Annotated in this window: 10 protein-coding genes, 2 tRNA genes and 1 riboswitch; of the genes, 4 read left to right on the top strand and 8 right to left on the bottom strand. The window is 71.7% G+C overall.

Annotated features, from left to right (window positions below; genetic code table 11):
• The first annotated feature begins 83 nt into the window (after positions 1-83).
• Positions 84-1,670: a hypothetical protein gene (locus FLX07_RS11465; RefSeq protein ID WP_142570437.1), complete on the top strand. Its 1,587-nt coding sequence runs from the start codon at positions 84-86 to the stop codon at positions 1,668-1,670.
• 36 nt (positions 1,671-1,706) lie between these two features.
• Here FLX07_RS11465 and FLX07_RS11460 read toward each other — a convergent pair whose 3' ends face one another.
• The 4 genes from FLX07_RS11460 to FLX07_RS11445 form a co-directional block, all read right to left on the bottom strand.
• The gene (locus tag FLX07_RS11460; RefSeq protein WP_142570435.1) at positions 1,707-2,765 is read right to left on the bottom strand and encodes a mechanosensitive ion channel family protein; all 1,059 of its coding nucleotides are present in this window, start codon (positions 2,763-2,765) and stop codon (positions 1,707-1,709) included.
• Positions 2,766-2,809: 44 nt separating this feature from the next.
• A complete protein-coding gene (locus FLX07_RS11455) occupies positions 2,810-3,820 on the bottom strand; it encodes a ribonucleotide-diphosphate reductase subunit beta (RefSeq protein ID WP_223853273.1) in 1,011 nt (336 codons plus the stop codon).
• Positions 3,811-6,162 carry a ribonucleoside-diphosphate reductase subunit alpha gene (locus FLX07_RS11450; protein WP_167748207.1) on the bottom strand — a complete coding sequence of 784 codons (2,352 nt, stop codon included), beginning with the start codon at positions 6,160-6,162 and terminating at the stop codon, positions 3,811-3,813. Before FLX07_RS11450 ends, FLX07_RS11455 begins: the two co-directional genes overlap by 10 nt.
• Before the next feature lie 133 nt (positions 6,163-6,295).
• A riboswitch (cobalamin riboswitch) is annotated at positions 6,296-6,535 on the bottom strand.
• A gap of 45 nt (positions 6,536-6,580) precedes the next feature.
• Complete coding sequence (locus FLX07_RS11445) at positions 6,581-7,519, bottom strand: Bug family tripartite tricarboxylate transporter substrate binding protein (protein ID WP_142570433.1); 939 nt, start codon at positions 7,517-7,519, stop codon at positions 6,581-6,583.
• 276 nt (positions 7,520-7,795) lie between these two features.
• Between FLX07_RS11445 and FLX07_RS11440 the strand changes: the two genes are divergently transcribed.
• Complete coding sequence (locus tag FLX07_RS11440) at positions 7,796-8,236, top strand: isochorismatase family protein (protein WP_142570431.1); 441 nt, start codon at positions 7,796-7,798, stop codon at positions 8,234-8,236.
• 78 nt (positions 8,237-8,314) lie between these two features.
• Here the strand turns inward: FLX07_RS11440 and glmS are convergent, their stop codons facing one another.
• The 4 genes from glmS to FLX07_RS11420 all read right to left on the bottom strand — a co-directional run bounded on the left by glmS (position 8,315) and on the right by FLX07_RS11420 (position 11,961).
• Positions 8,315-10,132 (bottom strand): glutamine--fructose-6-phosphate transaminase (isomerizing), encoded by a 1,818-nt coding sequence (glmS, locus tag FLX07_RS11435; RefSeq protein WP_142570429.1) that lies wholly within the window; start codon positions 10,130-10,132, stop codon positions 8,315-8,317.
• 8 nt (positions 10,133-10,140) lie between these two features.
• A complete protein-coding gene (locus FLX07_RS11430) occupies positions 10,141-10,416 on the bottom strand; it encodes a hypothetical protein (RefSeq protein ID WP_030505148.1) in 276 nt (91 codons plus the stop codon).
• Between the two features lie 170 nt (positions 10,417-10,586).
• On the bottom strand, positions 10,587-11,225 hold the full coding sequence (locus FLX07_RS11425; protein WP_142570427.1) for a class I SAM-dependent methyltransferase: 639 nt from the start codon (positions 11,223-11,225) through the stop codon (positions 10,587-10,589).
• Between the two features lie 172 nt (positions 11,226-11,397).
• Complete coding sequence (locus FLX07_RS11420) at positions 11,398-11,961, bottom strand: DJ-1/PfpI family protein (RefSeq protein ID WP_142570425.1); 564 nt, start codon at positions 11,959-11,961, stop codon at positions 11,398-11,400.
• A 186-nt stretch (positions 11,962-12,147) separates the two neighbouring features.
• On the opposite strand from FLX07_RS11420, the gene FLX07_RS11415 reads away from it, so the two are divergent.
• Both FLX07_RS11415 and FLX07_RS11410 read left to right on the top strand, forming a co-directional pair.
• Positions 12,148-12,219 (top strand) — tRNA-Gly (locus FLX07_RS11415).
• A 25-nt stretch (positions 12,220-12,244) separates the two neighbouring features.
• Positions 12,245-12,319: transfer RNA gene (locus FLX07_RS11410), tRNA-Val, on the top strand.
• Positions 12,320-12,461: the final 142 nt, after the last annotated feature.

Below are 12,461 nucleotides of genomic sequence, written 5' to 3'. Positions count from 1 at the left end.
CCGGAAGCGGCCCGGTGCCGCAGCCGATTCGATCGCGCCCGATTCGATCGCGTCCGAAGATCGCGCACATATATGGTCGGCCCATGGCAAGATCGCGGCCTCCTTTCCACCGGCTCACCTCCGCCGAGCGACGGCTGTGGGAGGCCTATCCCACCGGCGCCTGGGTCGACCTGCGCGAGGGCCACGAGGTGGACCCTTCCTCCGGCGGCCCGTGGGGTTCAAAGGGCATGTGGGGCCGTTCCCGGGTGGTCCGGGCGGAGGTGATCTCCGCCCTGGTGCTCGACCGGGGCGTCGGCGGATCGGCCCGGGTGCCGGGCGTCCGGCTCGCCGGGGCCAGGATCATCGGCGATCTCAACCTCTCCGACGCCACGATCGAGGCGAAGGTCCACCTGCTCGACTGCCACATCGCCGGAACGGTCTCGCTCAACGACGCCAGGACCAGGGGCGTACGGCTGCGGCGCTGCGACATCCTCCGCTTCCGGGCCAGCCGGGCCACGATCGACGGGCTCCTCGACCTCGACGGATCGACGGTCCACGCGGGGGTGCGCCTGGACAACGCCCACGTGACCGGGCAGCTCCGGCTCTCCGGCACGCGGGTGGGCACCCCCGGCGAGGCGCCGTACCGGGAACCGGGGGCGGACCCCTCGGAGGCGGCCTCCTGGAACGGGCCCGAGGGCTCCGAGGAGCCGCGGACCTGGGAGTCGGTCGCGCTGTGGGCCGGTGGGCTCGCCGTGGACGGCAGTGCCTTCTTACGCGACATGCGGGCCACGGGCGGCCTGCGGCTGATCGGCGCCCGCTTCTCCAGCGGGCTCTACCTCCAGGGCGCCGTCGTCACCGCGGACGGCACCCCCGCCGTGCACGCCGACCACATGCAGGCCGCGGCGGCCGAGCTCGGCGCGGGTTTCACCGCCCACGGAACCGTACGGCTGCGCGGCGCGCGCATCGACGGGGTCCTGTCGTTCCACGGGTCGGTGCTGCGGGCGCGGGGCCGGGTGCTGCATCTGAGCCACATGCAGGCCGACGAGCTCATCCTGCTGCCCGAGTCGATCGAGGGCGAGGTGAACCTCGGCTACTCCCGCTTCGGTGTGCTGTTCGACCGTCCGGACAGCTACCCGGGCGACGTGCGCCTCAACGGGCTGACGTACGAGTCGCTGCGCGGGCCCGCGACCCTGGCGGACCGGCTCTCCTGGCTGCGGCGCGATCCCGGAGGCTACCTCCCCCAGCCGTACGAGCAGCTGGCCGCCTACTACCGGCGTATCGGGCACGAGCCTGACGCGCGCCGGGTGCTGCTGGCCAGGCAGCGGGCGCGGCGGCGGACGCTGCGGGTGCCCGGGCGGCTGTGGGGCCGGCTGCTCGACGGGCTCGTCGGCTACGGCTACCGGCCCTGGCTCGCCGGTCTGTGGGCCGCGCTGCTCCTCGCCACGGGCACGGCGATCTTCACGCAGTGGCCGCCGCACCAGATCGGGCTGGACGAGTCGCGCCACTTCAACGCCTTCGTCTACACGCTCGACCTGCTCGTGCCGGTGAGCGTGTTCGAGCAGCGGGGCGCCTGGGAGCCGGCCGGATGGACCCAGTGGCTGGCGAACGGCCTGATCGCCGCGGGCTGGATCCTCGCCACCGCTCTCATCGCCGGAGCGAGCAGGCTCCTGCGGCCGTCCAACGCCCCCTGACACCCGTCAGAGCCGCCGGTCCGGTCTCGGCCGCGCTCATCGGCGTGCGGGGGTCTCGACGCGCAGGCGCGGGAGGCTCTCGGGGTGCTTGTCGCGAATGAACGTCACCAGGTGCTCGCGGATGTCGCAGCGCAGGTCGAAGGCGCTCGCCGAGTCGGCCGCGCTCATCAGGGCGCGCAGCTCGACCAGCCCCTCCGGCGTGATGTCGGTGACCTGGAGCGTCCAGTCCTTCTGGTCCCACAGCGGGTTGTTCCGCAGCGCCCGGTAGAGCTCGGTGCGCACCTCCTCGACCGGGATCGACCAGTCCACCCGGAGATACACGCTGCCGAGGATGCGGCTTTCGTGGCGCGTCCAGTTCTCGAACGGATTGGTGGTGAAGTAGGACACCGGCAGGATGAGCCGCCGCTCGTCCCACAGGCGCAGCGCCACATAGGTGAGGGTCAGCTCCTCGATGCGGCCCCACTCGTCCTCGACCACGACCACGTCGTCGAGCCGCAGCGCGTCGCTGAAGGCGAGCTGCAGCCCGGCCAGCATGTTGCCGAGCGTGGACTGGGCCGCGATGCCGCCCACCACGCCGGCGATCCCGGCGGAGGCGAGCAGTCCCGCGCCGAGCGCCCGCACCTGCGGGAAGGTGAACAGCATCGCCCCCAGCGCGAGCACCACGACGACCGCCGCAGACACCCGGCGCACCAGCGCGATCTGGGTGCGGATGCGCCGGGCGCGGCGGTTGCGCTCGCCCTCGACCCTCGTCAGCCGGTCGAGCACGACATCGGTCACCGCGTACGCCGCCTGGATCATCAGCCAGGTCACGCAGGCGATGAGCAGCAGCGCGAGCAGGCGCTGGAAGCCGCGGGAGTCCGACCCGGGCATGCCGGGGTCGTAGGCCGCCTTGACGGTGCCCACCACGGCCGAGGCGAAGCCCGGCCAGGTGCACCTGCGCACGAACGGCCCGGCGAGCGCCCACCGCTCCCCTATCAGGCGCGATTTCAGCACCCGCCGGACCAGCTCCACCGCGACGATCGCGGCGGCCACGGCGATCGCCACGGTCGCCCAGTTCCACGCCGCCGCTGTGACGGCGCCCCCTGTCGTCGTCATGGCGTTCCCTTTGCCCTTTAGGGGAGCGCCGAAAACCGGATGAGTCAGAAGGCTTCGTCGAAGCTGACGTCCCCCTCGACGGCCACCTGGTAGGCCGAGACCCGGCGCTCGAAGAAGTTCGCCAGCTCCTGCACGTCCTGGAACTCCATGAACGGGAAGGGGTTGTCCGTGCCGTATCGCACGGGCAGGCCGAGCCGGGTGAGCCTGCGGTCGGCGACGTACTCCAGATAGCGCCGCATGTTGTCGGCGCTCATCACGCCGTGCCCGTCGCCGCACAGGTCGCGGGCGAAGGCGAGCTCGGCGGCGACCGCCTCCTCGATCATCCGCGTCACCTGGGCCACCAGCTCGTCGTCGAACAGGTCCGGCTCCTCGCGGCGCACGGTGTCGACCACCTCGAAGGCGAACTCCATGTGCATCGACTCGTCGCGGAACACCCAGTTGGTGCCGGTCGCCAGGCCGCCGAGCAGCCCGCGCGAGCGGAACCAGTAGACGTAGGCGAAGGCGCCGTAGAAGAACAGTCCCTCGATGCAGGCGGCGAAGCAGACGAGGTTGAGCAGGAAGGCCCGCCGGTCCTCCCGGGTCTCCAGCCGGCTCAGCTCGCTGATCGAGTCGATCCAGCGGAAGCAGAACTCGGCCTTGTCGCGGATCGACGGGATGTGCTCGACGGCGGCGAACGCCTTGACCCGCTCGTCGTGGTCGGGCAGGTAGGTGTCCAGCAGGGTCAGGTAGAACTGGACGTGCACCGCCTCCTCGAACAGCTGCCTGCTGAGGTAGAGCCGCGCCTCGGGGGCGTTCACGTGCTGGTAGAGGTTCAGCACCAGGTTGTTGGCCACGATCGAGTCGCCGGTGGCGAAGAACGCCACGAGCCGGTTGATCAGGTGCCGCTCCCCCTCGTCGAGGGCCGCGAGGTCGGCGAGGTCGGAGGAGAGATCGACCTCCTCGACCGTCCAGGTGTTCCGGATCGCCGCGCGGTACCGCTCGTAGAACCCCGGGTAGCGCATCGGGCGCAGGGTCAGGTCCATACCGGGGTCGAGCAGCATCGTTCTCATTGGCATGCCTCGCAGATTTCGGGGTTTTCGAGTGAGCAGGCGACCGCCTCGACCGGCGCCATGGCCGGCACGGTCGTCTGGGCGATCCGCGTCGCCGGGCGGGAGCGCAGGTAGTAGGTGGTCTTCAGGCCCGACCGCCAGGCGTAGGCGTACATCGAGGAGAGCTTGCCGATGGTGGGGGCGGCCATGAAGAGGTTGAGCGACTGCGACTGGTCGACGTACGGCTGCCGCGCGGCGGCCAGGTCGATCAGCGCCTTCTGCGGCAGCTCCCAGGCGGTGCGGTAGAGCGTCTTGAGCGCGTCCGGGATGGCGGCGATGTCCTGGATCGAGCCGTCGTTGAGCTTGATCGCGTCGCGCATCGGCTTGGTCCACAGCCCGAGCGCCTGGAGATCCCGCACGAGATACCGGTTGACCTGGAGGAACTCCCCCGACAGCGTCTCGCGCTTGAAGACGTTGGACACCTGCGGCTCGACGCACTCGTAGCAACCCGCGATCGAGGCGATCGTGGCCGTCGGCGCGATCGCGACCAGCAGGGAGTTGCGCAGCCCGGTCCGCGCGATCCTGGCCCGCAGCGCGGCCCACTCCTCGGGGTGCGCCGGGGCGCACGGGAAGTGGTCGAGGTGCAGGACGCCGTCCGCCGCCCGGGTCTCCTCGTAGGCGGGGTGGCGCCCGCGTTCGGCGGCCAGGTCGGCCGAGGTGCCGTACGCCGCGAGCGCGATCTCCTCGGCGACGCGGGTCGACAGCGCCAGCGCCTCCGGCGAGTCGAACGGCAGGCGCAGCGCGAAGAACACGTCGGCGAGGCCCATGACGCCGAGCCCCACGGGCCGCCACTTCCGGTTGGCCGCCTCCGCCTCCGGGGTCGGGTAGAAGCCGAGGTCGATCGTCCGGTCCAGGAACCGTACGGCGGTGCGGACCGTGGCGCGCAGCCTGCCGTAGTCCACGGCGTCGCCCTCGGGGGTCAGGTGCGCGGCGAGGTTGACCGAGCCGAGATTGCACACGGCGGTCTCGCCGTCGCTGGTGACCTCCAGGATCTCGGTGCACAGGTTGGACAGGTGGATGACGTTTCCAGGGCGCGCGGTCTGGTTGGAGGCGCGGTTGGCGGCGTCCTTGAACGTCATCCAGCCGTTGCCGGTTTGGGCGAGCGTGCGCATCATCCGGGCGTACAGGGCGCGGGCCGGCACCTGCCGGACGTGCCGCCCGGCGGCCTCCAGCTCGCGGTAGCGGGCGTCGAACGCCTCGCCCCACAGGTCGGTCAGCTCGGGGGCCTCCTTGGGGTCGAACAGTGACCACGTGCCGTCCGCCTCGACCCGGCGCATGAACTCGTCGGGCACCCAGTTGGCCAGGTTGAGGTTGTGGGCGCGGCGCGACTCCTCGCCCGTGTTGTCGCGAAGCTCCAGGAACTCCTCGACGTCGGCGTGCCAGGTCTCCAGGTAGACGCACGCGGCGCCCTTGCGCCTGCCGCCCTGGTTGACGGCCGCCACCGACGCGTCGAGCGTGCGCAGCCAGGGGACGATGCCGTTGGACAGGCCGTTGGTGCCCCGGATCAGGGATCCGCGCGAGCGCACCCGCGTCCAGGCGACGCCGATGCCGCCGGAGTACTTCGACAGCCGGGCCACCTGGCCGTACCGCTCGTAGATGCTCTCCAGCTCGTCGCGGGGCGAGTCGAGCAGGAAGCACGACGACAGCTGCGGCCGGCGCGCGCCCGAGTTGAACAGCGTCGGCGAGCTGGGCAGGTAGGTCAGCGTGGACATCAGGCCGTACAGCTCGGCCGCCTCGGCCACCGTGTCCGACAGGCCGCAGGCGACGCGCAGCAGGAAGTGCTGCGGGTGTTCGAGCACGCGCCGGGTGACCGGGTGGCGCAGCAGGTAACGATCGTAGACCGTGCGCAGCCCGAAGTACTCGAACCGGTCGTCGGCCGCCGGGTCGATCAGCCCGTCGAGCGCATCGGCCTCGCCGGCCACGAACGCGGCGATCGCATCGCCCAGCAGCCCGGCGGCGTGGGCGGCGGCGACCGACTCCGAGAAGGTGCGCACCCCCTCGGCCGCCGCTTCCTCCGCGATCAGACCGCTCAGTAGCCGGGCCGCCCGGCGCGAGTTCTCCGGGGCGGCGATGACCCCCGCCGCCGCCTCCTCGATCGCCTGCCGGACGCCCGCCGCGTCCACCGCGCCGTCCGCACCGTCCACCTGGGTGTGGGCCTGCCGTACTGCAGGGGCAGAGGCTACGGAGACGGAGGCGGAGGCGGCGCGGCGCGGGGCGCCGGGTCCGGGATCTCCCGCCGAAGCCCGCGGCCCGCCGCGCTGCCCTGACGCGGGGTCCGCGGACGCGGAGGCCGGGTCGGTGATGGTCATGATGCCTCTCCTCGTCGTTGCGTGTCCCGGCCGGGCCGGAGGGGAGGCATGCCGCGGCGCACGCGCACGAGAGGGAACCGTGCCGTGACGAAGCGGCGAGCCCACCCTCGGGGCCCGGCGCGGGGCGCGCGCCCATGCGCGCGCGTCACTGGCAGGTCTTCGGACTCGCGGGCGTCCGGACGGGCTCGCGCCCGCCGGTCCTACTGGCCGTCGCTTCCCGGGCGCGCTCGCGCCCAGTGCTTGCCGACACGGTGCCTGAGGCACAGTGCCGTGTGACGGCGGTCGTTCCCGCTCACCGCTGCGGGGCAGTCCCGGATTCGCACCGGGTTCCCTCTTGCCTCACCCAAGGTGAACCAGCAACGCGATGGATCCTACATCTTGTGGCCCTTCCCGCAAGCACCCCTACAAGTTGTGTTCCTCACCGAACTCCGAGATCATTGAGGAGCAGGGCCGTACGGCGTGCCTCGCCGACGAGCCATTGGCTGAAGTCGTCGCCGTCGAGCCACATCGGCGTCCAGTCGTTGCGGTCGCACAGGCTCCGCCAGCCCGGAGTGTCGGTGACGGCCCGGCACAGGTCGAGCAGGGCGTCCTGCCCTGGTGTGCCGCGCGGGGCGATCAGCCCCGTCCAGTCGGCGTACACGACCCGGACGCCCGACTCCGACAGCGTCGGCGCGTCCACCCCGGGCAGCCGCTCGGCGGAGGAGACCGCGAGCGGCCACAGCCGTCCGGCGCGCACGTGGGGGGCGACCTCGCGCCTGCTGCCGAACCCGAGCGGGAGCCGGCCGTCGAGGACCGCGGCGACGGCCTGCGCCCTGCTGCCGAACGGGACGTAGTCGAGCAGACGGGGATCGGCCCCCAGTCCCCGCGCGGTCATGCCGAGCAGCAGGTGCTCGGAGCCGCGGTCGGCGCCGCCCGCGACCCTGGGCCCCCCGGGGTCGCGCAGCAGCGCGGCGGCGAACTGCTCGAACGTGCGGTAACCCGAGTCGGGCGAGGCGACCAGCACCTCCCACTCCCCCGTCAGCCGCGCGAGCGGGACGGCCCTGGCGACCAGGAGCGGGTCGCGGGCCCGCGCGCAGGCGGCGAGCAGCGCAGGATCGGCGATCACCAGGTCGGCCCGCGGCCCGCCCTGCCGGGCGAGAGCCGGCCCGCCGTCGCCGGCCTCCCGCCTGATCTGTACGGCCCGGGCCCAGCCACGCCCCTCGATGAGCGACTTGAACCCGGCGGCGACGTCGTCCCCGCAGCCTCCGGGCGGACCCGGGACGGCCAGCGAGAGCTCCCCGCGGCGTGGTGGCGCCTGAACGCCGCACGCGCCCGCCAGGGCCAGGGCTCCCAGCGCGAGGACCGAACGGCGTCGCATGTCGGCACCCTCCTACCCGAAGAGCCCCTTACACGCACAGACTATGAGTAACTACCCCAAGTCACCACATAACGGACGCTACGACTGCGGTGATCGATGGGCGCGTTGGCGCCCCTCCTCGAACAGGAGGCGCAACTGGTTGCCGTGCATGGGCCGCGCTCGTACAGGGCGCCGAGAATGAGGATCCGGACGGACGACACGCGACTGCCACCCCGGGCCGGTTCGCGCACAACGACGTACAAGACCGGCGCGGCTCGCCCGCCTAACGTCTCCGGCGTGGACGAACACACCAGCCCCGAGTTCTCCCGCAGCGCCCTGCTCACCATCGACCTGCAGCGCGACTTCGTCGCCGACGGACTGACGGAAAGCGAGCTCGACCCGGACCTGCTCCTGGCGGGACACGCGCAGGAGATCGGCCCGGACGAGCACATCCTGTACAAACCCCGCTGGAGCGCCTTCTTCCGCACCCGGCTGCTGGAACGCCTCGCCGAACGCGCGGTGAGCACGGTGGTCGTCGCCGGCTGCAACTACCCGAACTGCCCGCGAGCCACGCTCGTCGACGCGACCGAACGTGACCTGCGCGCCGTCGCCGTTCGCGACGCGCTGTCCGGCTGGACCGCTGACGCGGACCGCGAGATGGCCGGGATGGGCATCGCCTGCCTGAACACAAGCGAGGTCGTCGCCGCCATCCGGACGCATGTGGCGTCCTCGGGCTGACCACCGCCTGCAGACCCGGGCCGCGACGCCGTACGGCCCGCGCCGGGCGGGCGCGGGCCGTACGGGAGGAACGGGGGGCTACTCGACCGTCACGCTCTTGGCGAGGTTGCGCGGGCGGTCGACGTCGCGGTCCAGGGCGACGGCGGCGTGGTAGGCGAACAGCTGCAGCGGGATCGTGAGCAGGATGGGGTCGAGCTCGACCTGGTTCTTGGGCACCACGATGCAGTCGTCGGCCGCCTCGGAGGTGCGGTGGCCGACCATGAGGATGCGCCCGTGCCGGGCCCGGATCTCGCCCAGCGTGGTGAGGTTCTTGTCCAGCAGCTCGTCGTCCGGGACGATCGCGACCGTCGGCAGCTCGGGGCTGATCAGCGCGAGCGGGCCGTGCTTGAGCTCGCTCGCCGGATACGCCTCGGCGTGGACGTAGGAGATCTCCTTGAGCTTCTGCGCGCCCTCGCGGGCCACCGGATAGCCGCGCACCCGGCCGACGAACATCATGCCCGGCGCGTCGGCGTACTTCTTCGCCAGCTCCTTGATCCGGTCCTCCAGCGTGAGGATCTCCTTGATCTGCTCGGGCAGCCGGCGCAGGCCCTCGCAGATCCTGCGGCCGTCGGCCGGCGACAGGTCGCGTACACGGCCGAGGTGCAGGGCGAGCAGCGCGAACGCCACGGCCGTGGAGATGAACGCCTTGGTGGAGGCCACCGAGACCTCCGGACCGGCGTGCAGGTAGATGCCGCCGTCGGTCTCCCGGGCGATGGCGCTGCCGACGGTGTTGACGATGCCGAGCACCCGGCCGCCCTTGCGCTTGAGCTCCTGCACGGCGGCGAGCGTGTCGTAGGTCTCCCCCGACTGGCTGATCGCGACGTACAGGGTGTCGGGCTCCACGACGGGGCTGCGGTAGCGGAACTCCGAGGCGGGCTCGGCGTCGGCGGGGATGCGGGCCAGCTCCTCGATGAGCTGCGCGCCCATCTGCCCGGAGTAGTACGCGGACCCGCAGCCGATGATCTTCACTCGGCGGAAGGAGCGGGTCTCGCGGGCGTCCATGTTGAGGCCGCCGAGGTGGGCGATGTGGAAGCGGTCGTCGATCCGGCCGCGCAGCGTGCGGGCGACCGTGTCGGGCTGCTCGGAGATCTCCTTGAGCAGGTAGTGCTCGTAGCCGCCGTTGTCGTAGTGGCCGGCGTCCCAGTCGACGGTGAACGGCTCCTTGGCCGTCTCCCTGGCGTCGCTGGTGAACGTGTTGAACCCGTCGGCCTTGATGACCGCGAGCTCGCCGTCCTCCAGGTGGACGACCTGGCGCGTGTAGCGGATGAGCGCGGCGACGTCGGAGGCGGCGAACATCTCCTTCTCGCCGAGGCCGAGCACGATCGGGCTGCCGTTGCGGGCCACCACGATCTCGCCGGGGCGCTGCTCGTCGATCACGGCGATGCCGTACGTGCCGACCACGCTCTTCAGCGCCCGCAGCACGGCCTCCCGCAGCGACTCGGTCTCCTTGACCATCCGCCCGATGAGCTGCGAGAGCACCTCGCTGTCGGTCTCGCTCTCGAACTTCACGCCCTCGCCCTCCAGGCGGCGGCGCAGCTCGTCGGCGTTCTCGATGATGCCGTTGTGCACGACGGCGATGCGCTGCTCCTGGTCGATGTGCGGGTGCGCGTTCACGTCACTCGGCGCGCCGTGGGTGGCCCAGCGGGTGTGCCCGATGCCGATCGTGCCCTTGAACTTGGCGGGAACCGCCGCCGCCAGGTCGGCGACCCGGCCCTTGACCTTGCGCGTCTTGAGGCTCTTGGCGTTCACGACGGCGAGGCCGGCCGAGTCGTAGCCGCGGTACTCCAGCCGCTGGAGACCTTCGAGCAGGATGGGCGCCGCGTCCTTCGGTCCGACATAAGCGACGATTCCGCACATAACCGCTCCTATCCGTAAACGATCCGCCGGAGCTGGCGCAGGGTCAGCTCCGGTGCCGCGACACGTCTTCCCGCGAGCTCGGCGGAGATTCTGGGGAAGATCTGGTCGTTCGTCAGCCCCCTCGACTTGAGTTCGCCGTGGCGGCGCCGCACGTACTCTTCCGCGGGCTCGCCGAAGTACGCCAGAACGTCGGCCACCACGCGGGCCGCCTCTCCCGGTCCCAGCGATGTGGTCCGGGTGAGGTGACCGATCAGGTCCTCGAAGGGATGCCGTGCCGTGGACACAGAGCAGGACCCTAACGCAGTGCCGATGCCGACTAACAAGTTTCCTGCCCGTTTTCGGGCAGGATCAGTCCCGAAAGTCACCCGGCGCCATCCCGGCAGTCGCCGGGCGGGCCTGCGCGACCGAAGCGGCGGCCGGTCCGGCCGCGCTCGGACCGGCCGGCTACGAGGATCTAGAGCCGGCGCATCAGCAGACGGCCCTGGCGGAAGCGCTCGCCTTCGAGAGGCGCGCGCAGCATCCGTCCGATCTCGCGGAAATCCGCCTCGCGGGCCAGCTCGGCGAGGCCGTCGATCGGCCAGCGGTACGCCGGCGCCGCCTTGTGGTCGAACTCCGCCACCGGATCGCCCTCGGATTCGAAGAAGCCGAGCAGGAGGAGGCCGCCGGGGGCCAGGACGCGGCGGAACTCGGCGAAGTACGCCGGCAGCTGCCGCGGCGGGGTGTGGATGACCGAGTACCAGGACAGGATGCCGCCCAGCTCGCCGTCGGCCAGGTCCAGCGCGTCCATGGACCCGACCTCGAAGCGCAGATCGGGATAGGCCTCACGGGCGATCTCGATCATCCTCGGCGACAGGTCGACGCCGAAGACGTCCAGTCCCAGGTCGCGCAGGTGCGCGGTCACATAGCCGGGCCCGCAGCCGACCTCGGCCACGCGCCCGGCGCCGGCGGCCCGTACGGACTCGGCGAACGCGTCGAGCAGCGCGCGGTCCAGCGGCAGGCGGCCGAGCGAGTCCCGGAAGAGCTCCGCGTAGAGGTCGGCGACGGCGTCGTAGGCCTCCGCCGTCGCGGTGAGATAGGAAGCGGATTCGGTCACGGCGGGCGACTCTAGTCCCTCGGCTCCCGCCCCGCGCACCGCCGGAGGGGCCGCGCGGAGTCGCCCGCGACCATGCTCCCGACCGTGATCGTCCGCCGCCTCGTCACGGGGAGCGAGCCCGGCCGGGGCGGAGCGGCGAACGGATCCGCCCCTCGTCCGGTCGGTGCGACGATCAGGCCACCGGGGCCACGGCGCGCAGCACCTTCATGAACGCGCGCATCCACGCCGGGTGGTCCGGCCAGGCCCGCCCGGTCACGAGGTTCTGGTCGACGTGGGCCTCGCTGTCGACCCACGTGCCGCCGCCGTTCTCCACGTCGAGCGCGCAGGCGGGGTACGCGCTGCTCTCCCGTCCCTTGAGCACTCCGGCCGCCGCGAGCACCAGCGGCCCGTGGCAGAGCGCGGCGATCGGCTTCCCGGCGCCGGCGAAGTGGCGGACGATCTCCTGCACGTCCCGGTCGCCGCGGAGGTACTCGGGGGCGCGACCGCCGGGGATCACCAGCGCGGCGTACTCGTCCGGGTTCACCTCGGAGAAGGCCACGTCGGCCGCCCAGGTGTGGCCCGGCTTCTCGGTGTAGGTGTCGAACCCCTCGACGAAGTCGTGCACCACGAACTGGAGCCTCTTGGCGGACGGCGCCGCGATGTGCGCCTCGTAGCCCTCCTCCAGGAGCCGCTGGTACGGGTACATCACCTCCAGGTCCTCGGCCGCGTCACCGGTGATGATGAGCACCTTCGCCATGACGGAACCCCTCCTTCTTATGGTCGCGGCCTCATCCTGCGCGCGGCCTCCCCGGCAGGTCAACGTCTCGGCCCGCTTCGGTCACGGCCGCGCGTCCGCGTGCGGAATCGAGGCCGGTTGGCACCGGCACCCCTGGGAATCCGCTAGAGTTGTTCACGCGTCGCCGGGGAAACCCGAGCGATGGCTGCGGAAGTGGCTCAGTGGTAGAGCATCACCTTGCCAAGGTGAGGGTCGCGGGTTCGAATCCCGTCTTCCGCTCGGAGTCCGGACGAGATCCGGGCACGGACGATTAGCTCAGCGGGAGAGCGCTTCCCTGACACGGAAGAGGTCACTGGTTCAATCCCAGTATCGTCCACCACTCACCGAAACCCCGGCCGCGGCCGGGGTTTCGTCGTTTCTCCGTCTGGTCGCGTCCGGCGGACGCGGGTCCGGCGTTGAACGGCCCCCGGGATCGTCATGGAGCCGGTCGCCTCTCGATCGTTCGACCGGCACGGTCAACG

The sequence above is a fragment of the Microbispora bryophytorum genome (genome assembly GCF_006874465.1).
Taxonomy (GTDB): Bacteria; Actinomycetota; Actinomycetes; order Streptosporangiales; family Streptosporangiaceae; genus Microbispora; species Microbispora bryophytorum.
This window is presented reverse-complemented; position numbering and strand designations above follow the sequence as displayed.